At 66.4% G+C, this 21,093-nt stretch carries 17 protein-coding genes and 1 pseudogene; 15 read left to right on the top strand and 3 right to left on the bottom strand.

The features are described from left to right. Positions 1–100 precede the first annotated feature (100 nt). The 6 genes and pseudogenes from ACQP1G_RS18645 to ACQP1G_RS18620 form a co-directional block, all read left to right on the top strand. Positions 101–1,504: pseudogene (locus tag ACQP1G_RS18645) on the top strand (DEAD/DEAH box helicase); the annotation flags it as partial. Between the two features lie 514 nt (positions 1,505–2,018). After that, the gene (locus ACQP1G_RS18640) at positions 2,019–2,864 is read left to right on the top strand and encodes a DMT family transporter (RefSeq protein WP_433205779.1); all 846 of its coding nucleotides are present in this window, start codon (positions 2,019–2,021) and stop codon (positions 2,862–2,864) included. Between the two features lie 92 nt (positions 2,865–2,956). After that, entirely contained in the window at positions 2,957–4,393 is a 1,437-nt protein-coding gene (locus tag ACQP1G_RS18635) for a GuaB1 family IMP dehydrogenase-related protein (RefSeq protein ID WP_433205776.1), read from the top strand. 679 nt (positions 4,394–5,072) lie between these two features. Then, positions 5,073–6,479 (top strand): hemolysin family protein, encoded by a 1,407-nt coding sequence (locus ACQP1G_RS18630; RefSeq protein WP_433205773.1) that lies wholly within the window; start codon positions 5,073–5,075, stop codon positions 6,477–6,479. Then, positions 6,472–7,536, top strand: a complete 1,065-nt coding sequence (locus ACQP1G_RS18625) for a hemolysin family protein (RefSeq protein WP_433205770.1) — start codon at positions 6,472–6,474, stop codon at positions 7,534–7,536. The genes ACQP1G_RS18630 and ACQP1G_RS18625 overlap by 8 nt, the downstream gene beginning before the upstream one ends. Continuing rightward, complete coding sequence (locus ACQP1G_RS18620) at positions 7,533–8,459, top strand: 3-methyladenine DNA glycosylase (protein WP_433205767.1); 927 nt, start codon at positions 7,533–7,535, stop codon at positions 8,457–8,459. Before ACQP1G_RS18625 ends, ACQP1G_RS18620 begins: the two co-directional genes overlap by 4 nt. Before the next feature lie 157 nt (positions 8,460–8,616). Here ACQP1G_RS18620 and ACQP1G_RS18615 read toward each other — a convergent pair whose 3' ends face one another. Then, entirely contained in the window at positions 8,617–8,760 is a 144-nt protein-coding gene (locus tag ACQP1G_RS18615) for a hypothetical protein (protein ID WP_433205764.1), read from the bottom strand. Positions 8,761–9,126: 366 nt separating this feature from the next. On the opposite strand from ACQP1G_RS18615, the gene ACQP1G_RS18610 reads away from it, so the two are divergent. From ACQP1G_RS18610 to ACQP1G_RS18590, 5 genes are all read left to right on the top strand, one after another. Then, a complete protein-coding gene (locus ACQP1G_RS18610; RefSeq protein ID WP_433205761.1) occupies positions 9,127–9,843 on the top strand; it encodes a class I SAM-dependent methyltransferase in 717 nt (238 codons plus the stop codon). 34 nt (positions 9,844–9,877) lie between these two features. Continuing rightward, complete coding sequence (locus ACQP1G_RS18605; protein ID WP_433205758.1) at positions 9,878–10,321, top strand: nitroreductase/quinone reductase family protein; 444 nt, start codon at positions 9,878–9,880, stop codon at positions 10,319–10,321. A gap of 400 nt (positions 10,322–10,721) precedes the next feature. After that, positions 10,722–12,296 (top strand): LVIVD repeat-containing protein, encoded by a 1,575-nt coding sequence (locus tag ACQP1G_RS18600; protein ID WP_433205755.1) that lies wholly within the window; start codon positions 10,722–10,724, stop codon positions 12,294–12,296. A 2-nt stretch (positions 12,297–12,298) separates the two neighbouring features. Continuing rightward, a complete protein-coding gene (locus ACQP1G_RS18595) occupies positions 12,299–12,946 on the top strand; it encodes a DUF305 domain-containing protein (protein WP_433208622.1) in 648 nt (215 codons plus the stop codon). A gap of 54 nt (positions 12,947–13,000) precedes the next feature. Further along, positions 13,001–13,729: a hypothetical protein gene (locus ACQP1G_RS18590; RefSeq protein ID WP_433205752.1), complete on the top strand. Its 729-nt coding sequence runs from the start codon at positions 13,001–13,003 to the stop codon at positions 13,727–13,729. 161 nt (positions 13,730–13,890) lie between these two features. Here ACQP1G_RS18590 and ACQP1G_RS18585 read toward each other — a convergent pair whose 3' ends face one another. Next, complete coding sequence (locus ACQP1G_RS18585; RefSeq protein ID WP_433205749.1) at positions 13,891–14,448, bottom strand: hypothetical protein; 558 nt, start codon at positions 14,446–14,448, stop codon at positions 13,891–13,893. Positions 14,449–14,870: 422 nt separating this feature from the next. After that, a complete protein-coding gene (locus ACQP1G_RS18580) occupies positions 14,871–17,054 on the bottom strand; it encodes a malate synthase G (protein WP_433205746.1) in 2,184 nt (727 codons plus the stop codon). 257 nt (positions 17,055–17,311) lie between these two features. On the opposite strand from ACQP1G_RS18580, the gene ACQP1G_RS18575 reads away from it, so the two are divergent. Genes ACQP1G_RS18575 through ACQP1G_RS18560 form a run of 4 tightly spaced genes read left to right on the top strand, consistent with a single transcriptional unit; the run spans position 17,312 to position 21,088 of the window. Beyond that, complete coding sequence (locus ACQP1G_RS18575) at positions 17,312–18,067, top strand: SDR family NAD(P)-dependent oxidoreductase (protein ID WP_433205744.1); 756 nt, start codon at positions 17,312–17,314, stop codon at positions 18,065–18,067. Continuing rightward, on the top strand, positions 18,064–19,113 hold the full coding sequence (locus ACQP1G_RS18570; RefSeq protein WP_433205741.1) for a zinc-binding dehydrogenase: 1,050 nt from the start codon (positions 18,064–18,066) through the stop codon (positions 19,111–19,113). Before ACQP1G_RS18575 ends, ACQP1G_RS18570 begins: the two co-directional genes overlap by 4 nt. Beyond that, on the top strand, positions 19,110–19,796 hold the full coding sequence (locus ACQP1G_RS18565) for a TetR/AcrR family transcriptional regulator (RefSeq protein ID WP_433205738.1): 687 nt from the start codon (positions 19,110–19,112) through the stop codon (positions 19,794–19,796). The genes ACQP1G_RS18570 and ACQP1G_RS18565 overlap by 4 nt, the downstream gene beginning before the upstream one ends. A 2-nt stretch (positions 19,797–19,798) precedes the next feature. Further along, positions 19,799–21,088 (top strand): acyl-CoA dehydrogenase family protein, encoded by a 1,290-nt coding sequence (locus ACQP1G_RS18560; protein ID WP_433205735.1) that lies wholly within the window; start codon positions 19,799–19,801, stop codon positions 21,086–21,088. Positions 21,089–21,093: the final 5 nt, after the last annotated feature.

Genomic DNA, 21,093 nt, shown 5'->3' with positions numbered 1-21,093 from the left:
ACACCCGGTCCTACCGCATCCCGATGACCGGGCCCAACCATCTCGGCGGCACCACGCGTGCCCGGATCCCCCGCGCCGAGACACGAAAGGCACACCCCCTTTGACCTCCTCCACCCCTGCCACCACCTTCGCGGATCTGGGCCTACCCGCCGTGCTCGTCCAGGCATTGCGCCGCGACGGCATCGAGGCCCCGTTCCCGATCCAGGCCGCGACCGCGACCGATGCGCTGGCGGGTAAGGATGTGCTCGGGCGCGGACCGACCGGCTCCGGCAAGACCCTGGCCTTCGGGCTGCCGATGCTCGCCCTGCTCGCGGGCGCCCAGGCCAAGCCGGGTAAGCCGCGCGGTCTGGTGCTGGTGCCGACCAGGGAACTGGCGGCCCAGATCGAGAAGGCACTGGACAACGTCGCCTTATCGTTGGGGTTGCGGATAGCCTCGGTGGTCGGCGGCGCGCCGATCAAGCGGCAGGCCGATCGGCTCGCGCGCGGTGTCGACCTGCTCATCGCCACGCCAGGGCGCCTCGAAGATCTGATCAACCAGCGCTCCGCCGAGCTGTCCGACGTGCGGATCACCGCACTCGACGAGGCCGACCATATGGCCGATATGGGCTTCCTGCCCCAGGTCACCAAACTGCTCGACCGGACGCCGAAAGACGGTCAGCGACTGCTGTTCTCGGCCACGCTCGACGGTGAGGTCGACAAGCTGGTCAAGCGCTATCTGCGGTCCCCGGTCACACATTCGACCGCACCGCCGTCGGCCTCGGTCGCGACCATGTCGCACCACCTGCTGTATCTGCGCAAGGCCGATAAACGCGAGATCACCGCGCAGATCGCCGCGCGCGACGGACTGACCATCATGTTCGTGCGCACCAAGCATGGTGCGGACCGGCTCGCGAAGCAGTTACGCGCGTCCGGAATCACCGCGGGCGCGCTGCACGGCGGTAAGGCGCAGAACAATCGCGTGCGCACCCTCGCCGCATTCGCGGACGGCACGACACCGGTGCTGGTGACCACCGACGTGGCCGCGCGCGGCATCCACGTCGACGGGATTTCCCTTGTCGTGCATGTGGATCCGCCCGGCGAATCGAAGGCATACCTGCATCGCGCTGGCCGCACCGCGCGCGCCGGTGAGGACGGCGTCGTCGTCACACTGGTCACCGAGGACGAACGCGCCGAGGTCGAGAAGATGACCCGCAAGGCGGGCGTCGACGTCGACGGCGTGCAGGTGCGTCCGGGTGACCGGCGCCTGATCCAGATCACCGGTGCGAAGCAACCGTCGGGCGTGCCGATCGTCGCGGCGAACTCGGCGGTCACGGTGGGCGACGAAGGTGAGTCGAAGGTCGGCGCTGGTCGGCGCGGTGGATCGAACCGCAGGTCGGGCGGCACGGGTCGCGGTGCGGGATCGGGTCGCGCCGGTCGCGGCGCGGGTTCCGGCGGCACCGGTCGACGTGCGGGGGCGGGTAATGCCACCCGCGGCGCAGCATCGGGTCACGCCGGACGGGGCGCCGGGTCCGATGGCGCCGGTCGCGGTGCGGGTTCTGGCGGTGCTGATGGTCGTGGTGCTGGTTCGGGTGGCGCGAAGCAGTCTTCGGGCCGGTCTTCCAGTTCCACCGCGACGTCGAATCGGCGCGGTGTCGGATCTTCGGGTCGAACCGCGGGTGCGTCGACGGGCACCGCGGCCACTGGTCGGACCGCAGGCATGGCAACAGCTGCCCCTGGCCGCGGCGCGGGATCGGCGAAGACGGCTCCGGGGCGGACCGCGAGCGCGGCATCGAGTCGTGCTGCTGGATCCTCGAAGACGACCGCCCATACCGCCGCTGGCCTCGGCACCGGATCAGGCTCCGCCGCGCGCGGAGCATCGGCCAACCATGGCACCGGGGTGGGTTCCGGTCGCGGCGTCGGCTCCGCCGCGGCGGATCGCACCGCCGCGACCAGCGGCGACACGCCCGGGCGTGCGCGGCGACGCGCCGGGCGGGCACAGGGGGTTCCGGGTAGCCGCAATCGCGGGGCAAACTGACCGAGTGTCGAATCACGAGGTGGGCGCGGTTGCCTGTGCCTTGATCGGGGCGCTGCTCTTCGCGGTGGCGGCGGTCGCGCAACAGCATGCCGCGGCCGCAGTCCCCGAAAACGAGTCGCTGATGGGTTCGCTGGTGCGCAATCCGCGCTGGTGGGCCGGAATCGTCGGAGATGCCGGCGGTTACGCGATGCAGGTCGCCGCACTGACCTTGGGTGCGGTGCTGCTCGTGCAACCGATCCTGGTGAGCATGCTGGTCTTTGCGCTTCCAATATCCGCCCGGCTCAACGGCCGCCGGATCACCCCGCGCACCTGGGCGACCGCCATCGCCCTCGCGGCGGCCCTGGCCTGCTTCTTGATCGTCGGCGATCCGACCAAGGGCAATACCACTGCGCCCCTGCGTGATTGGATCCCGCCGCTGGCCGCACTGCTGACCCTGCTCGCGGTCGCGCTGGTCATCGGTATCAAGTCCGCCGACCCGACCCGCCGTGCCCTGCTCTTCGGCGCCGTCGGCGGTGCCCTGTTCGGCGTCGCCGCCGCACTCACCGCCTATGTGACGGAGTTGTTCGACGGCGGCCTCGGCCATGTGCTCGGCAGTTGGCAGACCTGGGCACTGGTCGCATGCGGCCTGATCGGCCTCTACCTCCAACAACGCGCCTTCCAGTCCGGCCCTCTCGTTGCCTCGCTGCCCGCCGTCACCATCGCCGAACCCCTGGCCGCCGCCTTCATCGGCATCACTGTCCTCGACGAACGCTTCCGCACCGACCAGATCGGCCTACTCGTCATCGCCGTCGCGGTAATCATCATGTGCGCGACCACAATCCAACTCTCGCGCGTACAAGCCGAGGCCTGATCTGCGGCGTCGCGGCCCTCGCCGCACGCGTGGCGCGGACCGAATGCTGGGCAATTGCACACAACGACGGCGCACCGGTTAGAATCGGTTAAGTGCAGTTTCTCCCTGGTCATCAGCCGCCGTACGACCTGACCTACGACGACCTCTTCCTCGTCCCGAATCGGACGGATGTCGCGTCACGGTTCGACGTGGATCTATCGACCGCAGACGGGTCCGGCACCACCATTCCTATTGTCGTCGCGAATATGACCGCGGTCGCCGGACGCCGGATGGCCGAGACGGTCGCCCGCCGCGGCGGCATCGTCGTTCTGCCGCAGGATCTCCCGATCGCCGCGGCCGCCGACACCATCGCCTTCGTGAAGAGCCGTTCGCTCACCGCGGACACCCCGGTCACCCTAGATCCGGAGCGTTCGATATCCGAGGCCGTCGCCCTGATGCACAAACGCGCCCACGGCGCTGTCGTCGTCGTCGACGGCGGGAAGCCGGTCGGCGTGGTCACCGAGGCGTCCTGCACCGATGTCGACCGCTTCGCTCGGTTGCGCGATGTCGCGATCACCGATTTCGTGCAGGCACCGGCCAGCACCTCGCCGCGCGATATCTTCGATTTGCTCGAGGCCGAGCACGCGCAACTCGCCGTGCTCATCGCCGAGGACGGCGGCCTCGCGGGCGTGATGACCCGCACCGGAGCCATCCGCACCGGCATCTACCAGCCCAATGTCGACGCCGAGAACAAGCTGCGGGTGGCCGCCGCGGTCGGCATCAACGGCGATGTGGCCGCCAAGGCGAAGGCATTGGTCGACGCCGGTGCGGACCTGCTCGTCATCGACACCGCGCACGGCCACCAGGCCAAAATGCTCGAAACCCTCAGCGCCATTCGCGATCTCGGACTCGGCGCGCCGCTGGTCGCGGGCAATGTGGTCTCCACGCAGGGCACCCGCGACCTGGCCGCGGCGGGCGCGGACATCATCAAGGTCGGTGTCGGTCCCGGCGCCATGTGCACCACCAGGATGATGACCGGCGTCGGCCGTCCACAGTTCTCCGCGGTAGCCGAATGCGCCACCGCCGCAAAGGAACTCGGCGTGCACATCTGGGCCGACGGTGGCGTCCGACACCCGCGCGACGTCGCCTTGGCACTGGCCGCCGGCGCGTCCAACGTGATGATCGGCTCCTGGTTCGCCGGCACCTACGAATCCCCCGGCGACCTGCGTGTCGACCGTGACGGCAACGCCTACAAGGAAAGCTTCGGCATGGCCTCCAAGCGTGCCGTCGCCGCCCGCACCGCCAGCGACAGCGGTTTCGACCGCGCCCGCAAGGCACTGTTCGAAGAGGGCATCTCCAGCTCGCGGATGCGCCTGGACCCGGAACGCCCCGGCGTCGAGGACCTCATCGACCACATCTGCTCCGGCGTCCGCAGCGCCTGCACCTACGCGGGCGCCCGCAGCCTGCCCGAGTTCCACGACCAAGCGGTACTCGGCGTCCAGTCGGCCGCCGGTTTCGCCGAGGGCCGCCCACTACCGAGCGGCTGGTAGAAGCCGGACTCCCCTGCTCTACCGACCACCACTAAGCGAGTCTTACAAGCGAGGAGTTCGCGGCCCGTCTCGCATCCGAGCCATCGAAGCGCATCCGCCGAAATCGCGAGTCTCGACCACTGGACGGATATGCATCCAGCGGCGACGTACCCACCCACTCGCCCAACACGGAGCGAGTCTTACAAGCGAGGAGTTCGCGGCCCGTCTCGCATCCGAGCCATCGAAGCGCATCCGCCGAAATCGCGAGTCTCGACCACTCGACGGATATGCATCCAGCGGCGACGTACCCACCCACTCGCCCAACGCGGAGCGAGTCTTACGAGCGACCGTTCGCGGCCCGTCTCGCGTCCGAGTCGTCGAAGCGACGCGCCGAAGGCGCGAGTCTCGACGGCTCGGACGCGAGACCAAGGGGGCCGCGAACACGCCGCGCCGCAGGCGCGGCAAATCCAACAGAGCACCGGCCCACGCGGGCACGCGCGTGGGCCGGTAGCATAGGGGTTGCCGGTCTCCCGGCACCACAAACCCCATTTGCCGAGAGGAACAAGTTGTCACCCGCGTCCGAGGGCGCCGCACAGGAGGGCTCCTCTACCGAGCCGGGTGACAAACCCGGCGCTCTCCTTCTCACAGCAGCCCGATTCGATTCAGCCCGTCGTCGTGTATCTCGCAGGTGGTGCTGACGATGTCCGTCGTGCTCACCGTGCTCAGCCTGGTCGGGCTCATGGCCCTCACCGTCGGCACGGCATTGTTCGTCGCCGCCGAATTCTCGCTCACCGCATTGGAACGCAGCACCGTCGAATCGCATGTGCGCACCGTCGGAGACGCCCGCTCGCGAATGGTCCGACAAGCCCACACCACCCTGTCGTTCCAACTTTCCGGCGCCCAGCTCGGCATTACCATCACCACCCTGATCACCGGCTATATCGCCGAACCGGTGCTGGCCCGGCTGCTATCGCCGCTGTTCACCGCGCTCGGCCTGAGCGAGGGTGCGGCGCAGGGCATCTCGCTCACGCTGGCACTCGTGCTGGCCACCTCGCTGTCGATGGTCTACGGCGAACTGGTCCCGAAGAATATCGCGATCTCCAAGCCACTCGGCACCGCGCGGGTGACCGCGGGCCCGATGGTCGCCTTCTCGGTGGTGTTCAAATGGATGATCCGCTTCCTCAACGGCACCGCGAACTGGGTGGTCCGCCGCCTCGGCGTCGAACCCGCCGAGGAATTGCGTTCGGCTCGCTCCCCGCAGGAACTCGGCTCGCTGGTACGCACCTCCGCGTTGCGCGGCGCCCTTGACCACCGCACCGCGCAGCTGGTCGACCGCTCGCTGCAGTTCGGCGAGCGCAGCGCCGAAGAACTGATGACGCCCCGGGTCAAGATCGAGTCCCTGGACAAGTCCGACACCATCGCCGACCTCATCGCGGCCGCCAGCCGCACCGGTTACTCCCGCTTCCCGGTCATCGATGGCGATCTGGACAACACCCTCGGCGTGGTGCACATCAAACAGGCCTTCACTCATCCGGCGAATGTCCGCAAAACCATCCCGCTGTATCAGCTCGCGCGCCCGGTGCCGATCGTGCCCGCCAGCCTCGACGGCGACGAGGTCCTCGAGCGGGTGCGCGCACACGGTATGCAGGTCGCGCTGGTGGTCGACGAATACGGCGGCACCGCGGGCATTGTCACCATGGAGGACCTCATCGAGGAGATCCTCGGCGATGTCCGAGACGAACACGATGAGGAAGAACGCGATGTCCGCCGGGTCGCCGATGGCTGGGATTGCTCGGGTCTGCTCCGCATCGACGAGGTCTCCCGCGCCACCGGATACGACGCGCCGGAGGGCGAATACGAAACGCTCGGCGGTCTGGTGCTGACCCGGCTCGGCCGCATCCCGGTCACCGGCGATGAGGTGATACTGCCGAATCCGCGTTCCTCGCACCGCTATCCGGACGACGAGGAGGAGGGCGGCTGGATCGCCAAGGTGGAACGGATGGACGGGCGGCGCATCGACCGGATCCGGCTGGTCCCGGTCGCCGCCGCCGCGCTGAGCTCGCATCACGCCAACGCGCACAATGCCAAGGAGAACAGCCATGGGTGATCTCCTCGGCGTCCTGCTCACGGTGGTGCTGCTGGCGTGCAACGCCTTCTTCGTCGCCGCCGAATTCGCGCTGATCTCGGCCCGCCGCGACCGCCTCGAAGCGCTCGCCGCACAGGGAAAACGCAAGGCCGACACGGTGATCCGGGCCGGTGAGAACCTGTCCATGATGTTGGCCGCCGCGCAGCTCGGCATCACCATATGTTCGATCCTGCTCGGCCGGGTCGGCGAACCAGCGGTCGCGCACCTGCTGGAGGGGCCGTTCGATCTGGTCGGTATGCCCGAACAACTGTTGCATCCGATCGCATTCGCTGTCGCCCTGACGATCGTGGTGGTCCTGCACATCCTGTTCGGCGAGATGATTCCGAAGAATATCGCGCTGGCCGGACCGGAACGCAGTGCGCTGCTGTTGGTTCCGGTGCATCTGATGTGGTTGCGGTTGGCGCGTCCGGTGATCGCGCTCTACAACCTGGCCGCGAACCTGTCGCTGCGGATGCTGCGGATCGAACCCAAGGACGAACTGGACGCCACGGTTTCCAGTGTGGAGCTCGCCGAGATGATCGGTGAATCCCGTTCGGAGGGATTGCTGGACGAGGAGGAACACCGTCGCCTCACCCAGGCGCTCGGCACGTCCGATCGCGTCGTCGGCGATGTGATGGTGCCGCTGGCGACGACTCGCTCGGTTCCGTTGCGCGGCAATGGAACCGAGCTCGGCGATATCGAATCCGCCGTCGCGGAGACCGGTTTCTCCCGGTATCCGGTGCGCGCGAGCGATGGTTCGCTGGTCGGGTATCTGCATGTCAAGGATGTGCTCGACAAGGTCGCCGACGAGAGCGCCGGGCCGCATACACCCATACCGCGTACGGATATTCGCCCATTGCCGACCGTCGGCTCCGGCACCACGTTGTACGAGGCACTGGCTCGGTTGCGCCGCACCAACTCGCATCTGGGCCGGGTCGTCGACAATCGCGGCAATACAGTCGGCATTGTGGCGCTGGAGGATCTGGTGGAAGAGTTCGTCGGCACCGTGCGTGACGGGACGCACCGGGTGATCGAATGATCGTGCTGGCCGAGTCCGAGTGGCGGGCCAGGGCGGCCGCGCACCGGGCTCGGCTGGACGAACTCGTCGGACCGTATCTCGAACGACGCGCGGCGGGTTCGTCACATCCGGTGATCGATTTTCTGTTCACGTATTACGGGCACAAGCCCGCGCAGTTGCGGCGGTGGCACCCGGGATTCGGCATCGCATTGGCTGGGGCGCGCGAATACGACGGGGGCCGCGGATATCACCGCATCGACCTGCCCGACCACGCCGAGTCGGGCGAGGGGACGTTCGGTGCGGATACCGCATCCGGTGCGTCCGCATACACCGCGGACCCGGCCTACCTCGCGCGACGCCGCGACACCATCGCCTTCATCGCGAATCTGTTGCGCGCCACGGCATCCCGCCCGGCCCAGCTGTCCTGCTTCGGACTGCACGAATGGGCAATGGTGTACAAAACCGACGAGGTCCGCCACCAACAGGTCCCGCTCCGCCTCGGCGGCACCGGCACCGACGCGGTCGTCGAATCAATGTCCTTGCGCTGCACTCATTTCGATGCCTTCCGCTTCTTCACCCCGAATGCCGTCGGCCGCAACGCGGAACCCCTCACCCGCGCCGACCAGGTCGCCCGTGAACAGCCCGGCTGCCTGCACGCCAATATGGACCTCTACAAATGGGGTTTCAAACTGACCCCGCTCATCTCCTCCGACCTGCTCTTGGACTACTTCGAGTTCGCCTGCGCCGCACGCGAACTCGATATGCGCGCGAGTCCATACGACCTCACCGCATACGGTTATGAGCCGGTCCGCATCGAAACACCCGCCGGACGCGCCGACTACGTCCGCCACCAGTCGGATATCGCCCAACAAGCCCGCGTACTGCGCGCTCGACTCCTCACCGCGTGCCAAGACCTCCTCACCCTGGCTCCCGAAGCGCCATAGCCAGCCCGTCGAGACGCTCCACTCCGATCAGGGCCACCGCCGCGATGCGGCACCGGAAATCAACCAAGCCCCGCGGCCGGCACCAACCCTGCCCGCACCAGAAAGCGAAACCCCTGACCCGCAAGGTATCCGCTGGTGACGACACGGCTGGAGACGGTCAGGGTTCGATCAGTTCCTCGGCGGATTCGTCCTCGGCGGTACCGGTTCGGCGCAGGAAGTCGGCGATGATCTCGAGGTCGGCCTCCGAGTAGTGCGCACACAACTCGTCCATGCGCTCGTCTTCGCCATATCGTCCGATCACCGGTGGACAGGTTCACGAAGCGCGCCTCGGACGGTCGGCAAAACGGTCGTCGCGGGCAGCACGGTCTCGATGGGCACTGGCATCCACCATCATCGTTCTACCAGCAATCATTGCCATAAAGTACGGTTTCTGTATTCTATTGGCATCATAGAATATTGGTAACGTATCCAGCGATGTTCCGGCAGCCTCCGGCGGCCGCGGAACCAGTTCGGCCGGAGGTTGCGGTGCAAGAGAATTCGGAACGAGTGAAAGTTCACTTCGCCAGCGGTGGCACGCAGTGCGCCGCCTGGCACTACTTCGGGCGGAGCATGACGGCCGAACCTTCGGCAACGAACAAGTAGATGGACACGAAAGGCAAAGGCGCACATGACCAACCATGAGGAGACTCCGCCATCCGCCCCGCCCGCCGTCGACTACGAGCGGCTGTATCGCGGCGAGGAGGTCTTTCCGGGTGTTGCCATCGACCGGCCACCCTGGGACATCGGTCGGCCGCAACCACTGTTGCTGGATTTCGAGCGCACCGGCCGTATCGTCGGTGAGGTCCTCGATGTCGGCTGCGGACCAGGAGACACCGCCGTCCACCTCGCCGGACTCGGATACCGAGTGACCGGCCTCGACGTCGCCCCCACCGCTATCGAACAGGCCCGCGCCCGCGCTGCCGAACGAGAGGTCGCCGCGACCTTCGACGTCGCCGACGCCGTGGTTCTGGATGGGTACGACGCGTGTTTCGACACCGTGGTGAGCAGTGCGCTGCTGCACTGTCTCGATCCGGAGCAGCGTGTCACCCACGTGCATGCGCTGGCGCGCGTGCTCAAACCCGGCGGCCGGTTGATCCAGTTCTGTTTCCTGCGAACCGATCACGCCGAGTTGTATGCCCCGTATCCGATCACCGAGCAGCAGTTGCGCAGCGCATTCGAGCCGCCGACCTGGTCGGTCACCACACTGCGCACCGATCGACTGGAAGTGGCCGGGCCGGTCGGCCGGATGCTGAGCGCCTTCGCGCAGCACGGATTCGAACCCGAATTCACCGAGGCCGGCGCGATGCTGCTGCCGGTCCTGGTGCTCGAGGCGCAGCGCATCTGAGGCGCCACTTTCTATTTCACGAGAGGACCATGACATGGACGAGAACAGCTACCGCCGTCGGACAAACAGTTTCAACAAGATCATCGTCGGCCTACAGCGCATGGGTATCGCCTTCGGCCCGATGCAGCTTCTGACGGTCACGGGACGCCGAACCGGGAGGGTGCTCACCTTCCCGATCGCGGTCAACAAGCTGAAGGGCGGCCGATACATCTTCCAGGCGTTCCCGAAGGCCGCCTGGGTGGCCAATGTTCGTGCGGCGGAGGCGGTCACACTGACGCGCGGTCGGCGGACCTCGACCGCCCGGCTGACCGAGATTTCGGTGGAAGAGCGTCGGCCGCTGCTGCACGAGCTGGTCGCCGGGAGTCCGGCCAGTGTCGGCAAGCGTTTCGTCACAACGGGTCTGGCCGAGGCTGCGACACCGGACGGCGTCGCCGCGGCGGCTCACCAGATCGCGGTCTTCCGCGTCGACCCGGCCTGACAGCGCTCGATCGCGGCCGCTTCCGGCGGCCGCGATCGAGACCGGGTAGCGATCAGACCTGTTCCACCACAGGCTCCTCGACCGATCCGGACTGCTACGCAGAGGACGCTCGCTTCGTGCAGAATGTCGCCCCACACGTGTGACGTCCGGGCGCAGTCGGCACCGACCGAGCGATACACGAGACTCAGACAGTCTCTCTTCGATGCCTGTACAACATTGCGAACATCCGACACCGCCGCAATCGCCGTCGACTGAGCGCTTCCCCGCAACACCCTGTCCACCAGCTATTTTCACCAAAATGTTCCTTTAAGTTACCGCCTGTTACTACCATGCAGTCAGTTCATGTTCCGTCTGAGTCGGCGCCGTCTGCGCCCATGATGAGGAAAGTTGGGATGCAACGATGCACCCGAAACTGACACTGCGCCGAGCCCGGCCACTGGCTCTGCTCGCCACGGCGGTCCTCGCCGCGATGATGCTGCCGAGCAGCGCGTCGGCCGATCTACAGTCCGATATCGCCACCGCGGTCCAGGAATTCCTCGATATCGGCCGCACCTCGGTGCCGCGGGCCGACTGCGGACCGGGATCGATGCCGGAAACCGGGCTGCAGGGTGATGTTCCGGCCGCCGACCGCGATAGTCGGCGCAGCACCCAGGGCTACCGCTGCAATATGTCGATGGTCGGCAATTACGCCGGGCGCGGGGCCGGCATCACCTCCACCAGCTTCGACCACTGCGCCTATCTGGGTTCGTTCTTTCCCGGCGATCTGATCAGCGAGGGTCGCGGCGTCCAAGTCCTCGATATCTCCGATCCGGCCGATCCACGGCCGACGGTCACCCTGACCGAACCCGCGATGCTGGCGGGCACCTGGGAGAGCCTCAAGGTCAATACCGAGCGCAAACTGCTGGTCGGTACCGGTGTACCGGTCGGCGAGGGCGTCGGCTATCTGTCGGTCTACGACATCTCCGATTGCGCGTATCCGAAGCTGCTCAATCCGGGTCCCGGCTCGAATCTGCTGATGCCGCTGCCGATCACCACGCACGAGGGCGGCTGGTCCCCCGACGGCCGCACCTACTGGGCCTCGGGTATCGCACCCGGTTTCGTCAGCGCCATCGATCTCACTGATCCGGCGAATCCGCACGTCATCTGGCAGGGCCTGACCGGCATCGAGGCGCACGGCTTCGGCATCAGCCCGGACGGCAACCGAATGTATCTGTCGGCACTCGGCGGATTCACCGTGCTCGACATCAGTTCCGTACAGCGCCGCGACCCCAACCCACAGGTCACCCATATCGGCCGTACCTTCTGGACCGACGGGTGGGCCACCCAGCACAGCGTCCCGGTGACCTATGACGGCCAGCCGTACCTCTACACCGTCGACGAAGGTGGTTCCGGCGGTGTGAAACTCATCGATATCTCCGATGACACCGCCCCCAAGGTCGCCGGGAAGGTCAAGCTGGAGATCAATCTGCTGCAGAATATCGACAGCAATATCGGTAGCTCCATGGGCGGTTCGGCCTTCGCCTACGAATCGCACTACTGCGCCGCCGACCGCCCCGACGATCCCACGGCGCTCGCCTGTGGCTGGATCTCCTCCGGCATCAGGGTCTTCGATATCCGCGACCCGCACAATATCCACGAGATCGCCTACTTCAACCCGCCCGCCCGCACCGGGCAGAACCTGAGTCTCTGGAACTCTCCGCACGCCCTCGCCTCGATCATCGGTGTGCCGTTCATGAGCGCACCTCCGGCCGCACGCGCGGTACTCGAGGGGCAGTTCAATCCGTTGGACGCGCTCACGCCGCGCACCGGCAACCTCGCCTTCGGTGATGTCTCCACCGACTGGTGCTTCTCGCCGCCGGAGTGGCGCGGCAACCAGCTGTATGTCGCCTGCTCCGATAACGGATTCATGGTGCTGCAACTCGACAATGACGTGTACACGGCACCCGCGGATCAGCGATCAACCGTCGGGTCGTGACCATGTCCCGCTGGTTTCGAGTCGCGGCGTTCGCCTGCGTAGCCTTCGCTCTGCTGGTTGTCGGCGCGGCGGTGCGGCCGCTCGTCCTACCCGAAGGCCATACGGCCGCACCGGTTCTCAGCTCGGTGGAGATCGGGTTCGCGCAGGATATGACCGCACATCATCAGCAGGCGCTGATCATGGTGCAGCGCTTGGATCGTGGGGTCGCCCCGACGGTACTGCGTCTGGCACAGCAGCTCTCGGACGCCCAGCGCATCGAGATCGGCACGATGCTCGGGTGGCTGCGGTTGGCGGATGCGTCGCCGTTGTCGCCACACCCGATGGCCTGGATGCACGCCGATGCGGCTGCGTCGCACCAGCATTCGACCGCCCTTGCCGGTCAGCCGACCGGGGACACGATGCCAGGCATGGCGAGTACCGCCGAACTCGATGCGCTCGCCGCCGCCCGCGGTCACGATGCCGAAATCCTTTTCCTGCAACTGATGTTGCGCCACCATCAGGGTGGACTGGCCATGGCTCGCGCCGCAGACGAGTTGCTGGCCTCCGGCCCCGTCAAGGAAACGGCGCGGTCGATGTTCCAGAGCCAGAGCCAGGAGGCCGGCGTTCTCAGCGTGCTGCTCACCCAACTCGGCGGTCAGCCACTGCAATAGCCGGCCCCGGTATGGTCGATCTAGATCAACGGCATAGGAAGGATCGAGCGATACGTGATCCGGACCGAGGCAGTCACCGTTCCCGAACACGTGCACGGGTATCCCGGCGTTGCCTTCGGCGGATATGTGGCGGGTCTGCTCGCCGGGCGGTCCGAGGCCGCCGAGGTGCGCGTCGACTTCCGCGCCAAGGTGCCGCTGGAGGCACCGATGTCGTTGCGCCCCACCAGATCCGGTGGACATAGGCTCACCGACGCCGACGGCGTGCTGCTCGCCGAAGCCACGCCGGCGGTGCTCACCATCGATCCTCCACCCGCTCCGACCTGGGCCGAGGCCAAGGCGGTCACCGATGCGGCCATGGTGTCGCGCCGCGTCACCGACTGCTACGGCTGCGGCGCCGCCTGCGCAACCGGCCGGGGCCTGCGCCTACTCACCTGGGACACTCCGGACCACGATCTCATCCTCGCCGCGTGGACCCCCGACCCCGAACTCGCCGACGAATCCGGCCGACTCCCGCCGGAAGTCGTCTGGTCGGCCCTCGACTGTCCCGGCGGCTGGACCGCGATGCGCAAACAAGGTATGCGCATGGGCGGAGTCACCGCTGCCCTCACCGCCACCCAACTGCACCCCATCTACCCCGACTCCCCCTACATCTCCTACGCCTGGCCCATCACCCGCCAAGGCCGCAAACACACCGTAGGCATCGCCCTCGCCACACCCTCCGGCGAACTCTGCGCCCTGGCCGAAGCTCTCTGGATCGAACCCAAACCTGAACCAGCTGGCTGAAAATCCCGTTTTCGCCCGCCGCCCGCCAGCCTGGTCGCATCCTTCGCAGATCCGCATCGCCCCGATACGCACTAGGCGATATCGGTGCATCCGAGCTCATGTATGACGTTGGTATGTGCCAGGTTTCAAGCTTCGGCTCCGATAACGGCCTCGGCCAGTCGTCAGGTGCTTTCGACGAAGCGGTACCAGGGGCCATGGAAGGGTTCGTAGCCGATGCCACCGGCGGCGGGTTCGCCGATGCTGGGGGCACTGTCCGGGAAGTAGGCGAAGCCTTCGGAATTCGTCGCTCCACCGTCGACATAGAAGAGGCAGGCACCGTCGCGGCGGGTGATGTAGGTGACGCTGTAGACGCCGAGGCGGGTGCGGTGGCCCGGATTGGCGCAGGCGGTGGCCTGATCTTCGAGGATGGGGCGGGACAGGCGCCAACCGGCGGACTGGGGGATCTCGTACCACACCAGGGCGGCGAGGACGGCGATGAGAATCGGGGCGGCCAGGCCGACGAGGATGGCGTGGTAGCGGATCAGGCCGAGGATCGCGAAGCAGACGGCAACCACGCCGACGACCGAAAGCCCCACCCACAGCAGCACTTCGGTCGGAAAGCTGCCCTGGGCCGCCAGCTCCCAGCACAGCGCCGCGCAGAGTAGCGCGATGACGGCGGTGATGGCGCCCATCCAGAGCTCGAACCAGAGCGGTGTCGGTCGGGGGCGGCCGCTGTTCATGTCAAGAAGATACGTCGGCGGGCCCTATCCCCGAAGGGAATCGGCGCGGGCCGGAGGAGATATCGCCGGGCGGAGGAAAACCCCCGGCCACGGCATCCTACGTGGAGCCATGACCGGGGGTTTGTCGCACAAGATGTTCCGCTCGTCGATTACAGCGGCGGGAAACCGGCCGAGCCGGTAGCCATCCAATTCCAGAACTGTGCCGCGCGATTGGCGAGCAGGGCGAACACATCAAGGACAACGCTTCCCATAGAACTTCCTCACATCCGACTATCCCATGCAGCGCCCAGGGTAACGGATCGTTACATAGGCCGAAACCGGTCATCCACCTCGCCGATGGCCGCCCTGTGGTAAAGGAATCCCCCGCCCGGCAAGAGGCTACCGGGCGGGGGATTCACGAGTTCCTCAGACACACAACGCCCTTAGACGCAGGCGAGCGCCTTGGCCTCCCGACGACGCCGGTGCAGGATCGGCTCGGTGTAGCCATTGGGCTGCTTGGTACCTTCGAGCACCAGTTCCTTCGCGGCCTGGAACGCGACGCTGCTCGCGAAGTCCGGCGCCATCGGCCGGTAGTTCGGGTCGCCCGCGTTCTGCTTGTCGACCACCGGCGCCATCCGCTGCAGGCTGGCCACCACCTCATCGGCGGTGACCACGCCGTGGCGCAGCCAGTTCGCCATCAGCTGGCTCGAAATGCGCAGGGTTGCACGGTCTTCCATGAGACCGATATCGCGGATATCGGGCACCTTGGAGCAGCCGACGCCATGGTCGATCCAGCGCACCACGTAGCCGAGAATGCCCTGGGAGTTGTTGTCCAGCTCCTGCTGCTTCTCCTCGGCGGTCCAGTTCGGGTTCGCCGCGAGCGGGATCTCCAGGATCTGGTCGACGGTGGCGCGACGGCCATCGGCGCTGATCTCCTGCTGCCGCTCGAACACGTCGACCTGGTGGTAGTGCGTCGCGTGCAGGGTGGCGGCGGTCGGCGAAGGCACCCACGCGGTATTGGCGCCCGCACGCGGGTGGCCGATCTTCTGCTCGAGCATGTCGTGCATCAGATCCGGCATGGCCCACATGCCCTTACCGATCTGCGCCTTGCCGGGCAGGCCGGTGGCCAGACCCGTGTCGACGTTCCAATCCTCGTAGGACAGGATCCACTGCTGGGTCTTCATCTCGGCCTTGCGGACCATCGGCCCGGCCTCCATGGAGGTGTGGATCTCGTCGCCGGTGCGGTCCAGGAAGCCGGTGTTGATGAACACCACGCGCTCGGATGCGGCATGGATACACGCCTTCAGGTTGACCGTGGTGCGGCGCTCCTCGTCCATGATGCCGACCTTGAGGGTGTTGCGGGTCAGACCGAGCACATCCTCGATCCGGCCGAACAGCTCATTGGTGAAGGCGACCTCGTCCGGGCCGTGCATCTTCGGCTTCACGATGTAGACCGAACCGGTGCGGCTGTTCTTCAGCTCGGTATCACCGAGCAGGCTGTGCTTGGCGATCAGCGAGGTGATCAGGCCGTCCATGATGCCCTCTGGCACCTCATTGCCCTCGGCATCGATGATCGCGTCGGAGGTCATCAGATGACCGACGTTGCGCACGAACAGCAGCGAACGGCCGTGCAGCACCAGTTCGCCGCCGCCGACCGCGGTGTAGACACGGTCCGGGTTCATGGTGCGGGTGAAGGTCTTATCACCCTTGGTCACCTTCTCCGCCAACTCGCCCTTCATCAGGCCGAGCCAGTTGTGGTAGCAGAGCACCTTGTCCTCGGCGTCCACCGCCGCGACCGAATCCTCGAAGTCCATGATCGTGGTGACCGCGGACTCCAGCACCACATCCTTGACACCCGCTGGATCGGTCTTGCCGATCGGCGAGGCGGCGTCGATCTGGATATCGACGTGCAAACCGTTGTGCTTCAACAGAATCGAGCTCGGCGAGGCCGGATCGCCCAGGTAGCCGACCAGTTCCGCACCGTCGGCGGCCAGGGTGGTGACCTGGTCGTTGCTCAGCGTGACGGCAAGCTTGCCGCCATCGATCGCGTAGTGCGTCGAGGCCAGGTGCGAGCCGTTGGCCAGCGGGGCCGCGGTATCGAGGAACGTGCGCGCGAATTCGATCACGCGGGCGCCGCGGACCGGGTTGTAGCCGGTGCCCTTCTCGCCGCCGTCCGCCTCGGAGATGGCATCGGTGCCGTAGAGCGCGTCGTACAGCGAACCCCAGCGCGCGTTCGCGGCATTGATCGCGAAACGGGCGTTCATCACCGGCACGACCAGCTGCGGGCCCGCGGTGGTGGCGATTTCGGCGTCCACATTCTGGGTAGCGATCGTGAAGTCGGCCGGTTCCGCGCGCAGGTAGCCGATGTCGCCCAGGAAGCTCTTGTAGGCGGCCTTGTCATAGTTCGCGCCGGGGTGCTCGGCGTGCCAGGCGTCGAGCTTGCCCTGAATTTCGTCGCGTTCGGCCAGCAGGGCGCGGTTGCGCGGGGCGAGGTCATTGATGACCTGCTCGGCTCCGGCCCAGAACGCGGCGGAATCTACGCCGGTTCCGGGGAGCGCCTCGTTCTCGATGAACTCGTGGAGAACGCTGGCCACCTGGAGCCCGCCGACCTGAATCCGCTCTGTCATCTACTGCCTCACTTTTGAGAAAGCCGGGTGGGAAAAATCGCAACCAATGTTACCCGTCGGTAGTGATGTGACGGTGCGTCGGGTCGATTGCCGCGCGGCGCTTTTGTCTGCCGCCACACCGAACCTCGGATGCCGGTTCGTCAGCGAGTCGCGATGGATGTCTTGCGGGGATCGCCCGGACCCCTTGATTGTATCGGTCCGCCGAATTAATGTACTGACTGGAACATTTCTCCGCATCGGGATCAATGGAGCGCAAGGTGGCATTGCCGGAACAGTCGTTGGCGGACAAGGTCGTGCTGGTTACCGGCGGTAGCCGGGGCCTGGGCCGAGAGATGGTGCTGGCCTTCGCCGCCGCCGGGGCGGATGTAGTGATCGCCAGCCGCAAACTCGACGGGTGCGTCGAACTCGCCGATGAGGTGAAGAACACACACGGACGGCGGGCGTTGCCGGTGGCATGCAATGTCAGCGAGTGGGCGCAGTGCGATGCGCTGGCCGAGGCGGCATATGCGGAGTTCGGCCGGGTCGACGTGCTGGTCAACAATGCCGGGATGTCGCTGCTGTATCCGAGCTTGGATCAGGTCAGCGAGGCGATGTTCGACAAGGTGATCGCGGTCAACCTCAAGGGCCCGTTCCGACTGTCGACCTTGATCGGCACCCGGATGGCGGCCGCCGGTGGCGGCTCGATCATCAATATCTCCTCGATCGAGGCGGCGCGACCGGAACCGCTCGCGGTCCCCTATGCGGCCGCCAAGGCCGGATTGTCCAATCTCACCGGCGGCCTCGCGCAGAGCTTCGGGCCGACGGTGCGGGTCAATACGATTCAGTGCGGTCCGTTCGCCACGGATATCGCCAAGGCGTGGCCCGATGAATTGCGGGCGGAACTGTCCCGACATATGGCGCTGGGGCGGGTCGGGCAGCCGGAGGAGATCGTCGGCGCGGCACTGTTCTTCGCGACGGACGCCTCGGCCTATTGCACCGGCGCCACCCTGGCCCTGGACGGAGGCTGGCGATGAAAGCACTGACTTACGCTGGCCCGCAACAGATCTCGTTCACCGACGTACCCGATCCGGTACTGCCCGGTCGGGACGGGGCAATCGTCCGGGTGACGGCGGCCGGGATCTGCGGTAGTGATCTGCACATCTATGCCGGGCACGGCTTCACCAGCGGCACCGGCTACAGCGTCGGGCACGAGGCGGTCGGTGAGATCGTCGAATCGGGTTCGGACGTCCAGGGATTCGCTCCCGGTGATCGAGTGCTGGTGTCCGCCTCGGTCGGCTGCAATCGCTGTGCGAAATGCAAGGTCGGCATCGTGGCGGCCTGTGAACGGCATCCGCTGCCGGTCGACGCCTGCTACGGCCTCGGCGGATCGCTCGCAGGTGCACAGGCCGAATTTCTCGCGGTCCCGCACGCCGAGGGGAACCTGGTGCGGCTGGCCGACACAGTCAGCGACGAGGCCGCGATCGTGCTCACCGACAATGCGCCGACCGCCTGGTACGGCGCGCGCCGCGCCCGCATCGCGCCCGGTGAGACGGTGGTGGTGATCGGACTCGGCCCGGTCGGACTGATGGCCGTGCAGTCGGCGTTCGCGATGGGTGCGTCGCGGGTGCTCGGGGTGGATCTGGTGCCCGAACGTCGCAAGCGCGCCGTCGAATTGGGTGCCGAGGTGGTCGAATCCGACGAGCCCAAGACCGTCATTCGCGAATTGCTGAGCGGTGGCGCGGATGTCGCGATCGAAGCGGTCGGTGCGGATGAGACCATCAAGCTGGCCATCAGCGCTGTCGGACATCGTGGGCGAGTGAGTGTGATCGGCGTCAGCCATAATCGCGCCTTCCCGTTCCATATGCAGCTGGCGCAGGTCAAAGAACTCGAATTCCATATCGGACTGTGCTCGATCCAATACGAGCTGCCCGCGCTGCTCCGGCTCACCGGGGCTGGCCGACTGCGGCCCGAAGCCGTTGTCACACATCGGTTCCCGATGTCGGACGGTGCACACGCCTACCGCATGTTCGCCGATCGAGCCGACGGGGTGTCCAAAGTCGTCCTGGATCCCCAACGATGAGAGCCTCGCGCAGCGATTCGTTGGGGGGTGGTGGCCGGGCGACGGGTGCGCCCGAGATCGGTTCGCCGCGCCGCCGCGGACGTCCACCTGCCGCGGAGACCACAGCCGAGGCGACACGGGGGCGGATCGTCGCGGCCGCAGTGGAACTGTTCGCGGAGAAGGGGTTCCACGGCACCGGCGTCGCCGAAATCGGTGACCGGGCCGGGGTGCAGCGGGGTGCGCTGTACTACCACATCGGGTCCAAGGAAGAACTCCTCTGGCAGATCCTGCGCGATTACATCCAGCTGATGCTCACCGACGCGCAGCGGATCGCGCGCGGCACCGATGACCCGATCGGCAAGCTGCGCAGGCTGATCCACAGTCACGTCGGCCTGATCATCGAGCACCGCCGCGAGGTCGCCATCCAATTGCGCGATGTGACCGCGCTGACCGGTGACCGCGGCGAGGAGTTGCAGGAGATGCGCGACGAGGTGCAGGAGTGCTGGCAACGCGTCATCGACGCTGGTCACGCAACGGGCCTGCTGCGCACGAACGACCACGTGGTCACCAACAGCGTGCTCGGCATGCTCAACATGGTGATCTTCTGGTATCGCCCGCACGGCGGCCATTCCCCCGGGGAAATCGCCGACATCCTCGCATCCACCGTTCTCGATGGCATTGTCACAACGACAACGAAAGGCTGACCATGGCTTGGGATTTCGAAACCGATCCGGAATATCAGCGCAAGCTCGACTGGGCGGCCGAGTTCGTCCGCACCGAAGTGGAGCCACTCGACCTGCTCTACCCGAATCCCTACGACCGCACCAACACCGAGGCGATGGCGCTCATGCGCCCGCTGAAGGAAAAAGTGAAGGAGCAGGGGCTGTGGGCCTGCCATCTCGGGCCCGAACTCGGCGGCCCCGGTTATGGGCAGCTTAAGCTCGGACTGCTCAACGAGGTGCTGGGCACATCGGTCTGGGCGCCGTCGGTATTCGGTTGCCAGGCACCGGATTCCGGTAACGCCGAGATCCTCGCGCACTACGGCACGCCGGAACAGAAGGCCGAGTACCTGGAGCCACTGCTCGCCGGTGAGATCGGCTCCTGTTATGTGATGACCGAACCGACCGGCGGCTCGGATCCGACGCTGTTCAAGACCCGCGCGGTGCGCGACGGCGACACCTGGGTCATCAACGGCGAGAAGTGGTTCAACTCGAACGCGCAGTTCGCCAGCTTCCACATCGTCATGGTGGTCACCGATCCGGATGTCAGTCCGTACCAGGGCATGTCGATGTTCATCGTGCCCGCCGACACTCCCGGCCTGGAGATCGTCAAGAACTTTCACGTGCACGGGTTCAGTGAACACGAGGGCCACCTGCGCTTCACCGATGTCCGGGTGCCCGCCGACCATCTGCTCGGCCAGGAGGGTATGGGCTTCATCGTGGCACAGACCCGCCTCGGTGGCGGTCGGGTACACCACGCCATGCGCACAGTCGCGTTGGTACGCAGGGCCTTCGACATGATGGCCGAGCGCGCCGTCTCGCGGCCGATGCGCAAGGGCCCGCTCGCGGGACTGCAGATGACCCAGGAACGCATCGCAGACAGCTGGATCGAGATGGAACAGTTCCGCCTGCTCGTGCTGCGTACCGCTTGGCGTATCGATAAGGAACAGGACTATTTGAAGGTGCGCAAGGACATCGCCGCCATCAAGGTCGCGATGCCGAAGGTGATGCACGATATCGCCCAGCGCGCCCTCCACCTGCACGGCGCCATCGGCGTCAGCCAGGACCTGCCCTTCGTCGACATGATGAACTACGCCGAGGTCATGGCGATCGCCGACGGCCCCACCGAGGTCCACAAGATCACCCTCGCCAAGGAAGTCCTGAAGGACTACACCCCCGGCGACCCGGTGTACCCCAGCGGCTACCGCCCCGCCCTGCGCGAGCAGGCGCGCGAACTCGTCGCGCGACGCCTCGAACACATCGTCGGCAATTTGTAGATCAC

This window comes from Nocardia sp. CA-107356 (assembly GCF_050946365.1).
Lineage (GTDB): Bacteria > Actinomycetota > Actinomycetes > Mycobacteriales > Mycobacteriaceae > Nocardia.
This window is presented reverse-complemented; position numbering and strand designations above follow the sequence as displayed.

Excerpts from the sequence above, each read along its gene's own strand:
- ACQP1G_RS18630 (WP_433205773.1), top strand. The coding sequence starts at position 5,073 with ATGTCCGTCGTGCTCACCGTGCTCAGCCTGGTCGGGCTCATGGCCCTC.
- ACQP1G_RS18625 (WP_433205770.1), top strand. The coding sequence starts at position 6,472 with ATGGGTGATCTCCTCGGCGTCCTGCTCACGGTGGTGCTGCTGGCGTGC.
- ACQP1G_RS18620 (WP_433205767.1), top strand. The coding sequence starts at position 7,533 with ATGATCGTGCTGGCCGAGTCCGAGTGGCGGGCCAGGGCGGCCGCGCAC.
- ACQP1G_RS18610 (WP_433205761.1), top strand. The coding sequence starts at position 9,127 with ATGACCAACCATGAGGAGACTCCGCCATCCGCCCCGCCCGCCGTCGAC.
- ACQP1G_RS18605 (WP_433205758.1), top strand. The coding sequence starts at position 9,878 with ATGGACGAGAACAGCTACCGCCGTCGGACAAACAGTTTCAACAAGATC.
- ACQP1G_RS18600 (WP_433205755.1), top strand. The coding sequence starts at position 10,722 with ATGCACCCGAAACTGACACTGCGCCGAGCCCGGCCACTGGCTCTGCTC.
- ACQP1G_RS18595 (WP_433208622.1), top strand. The coding sequence starts at position 12,299 with ATGTCCCGCTGGTTTCGAGTCGCGGCGTTCGCCTGCGTAGCCTTCGCT.
- ACQP1G_RS18585 (WP_433205749.1), bottom strand. The coding sequence starts at position 14,448 with ATGAACAGCGGCCGCCCCCGACCGACACCGCTCTGGTTCGAGCTCTGG.
- ACQP1G_RS18580 (WP_433205746.1), bottom strand. The coding sequence starts at position 17,054 with ATGACAGAGCGGATTCAGGTCGGCGGGCTCCAGGTGGCCAGCGTTCTC.
- ACQP1G_RS18570 (WP_433205741.1), top strand. The coding sequence starts at position 18,064 with ATGAAAGCACTGACTTACGCTGGCCCGCAACAGATCTCGTTCACCGAC.
- ACQP1G_RS18565 (WP_433205738.1), top strand. The coding sequence starts at position 19,110 with ATGAGAGCCTCGCGCAGCGATTCGTTGGGGGGTGGTGGCCGGGCGACG.
- ACQP1G_RS18560 (WP_433205735.1), top strand. The coding sequence starts at position 19,799 with ATGGCTTGGGATTTCGAAACCGATCCGGAATATCAGCGCAAGCTCGAC.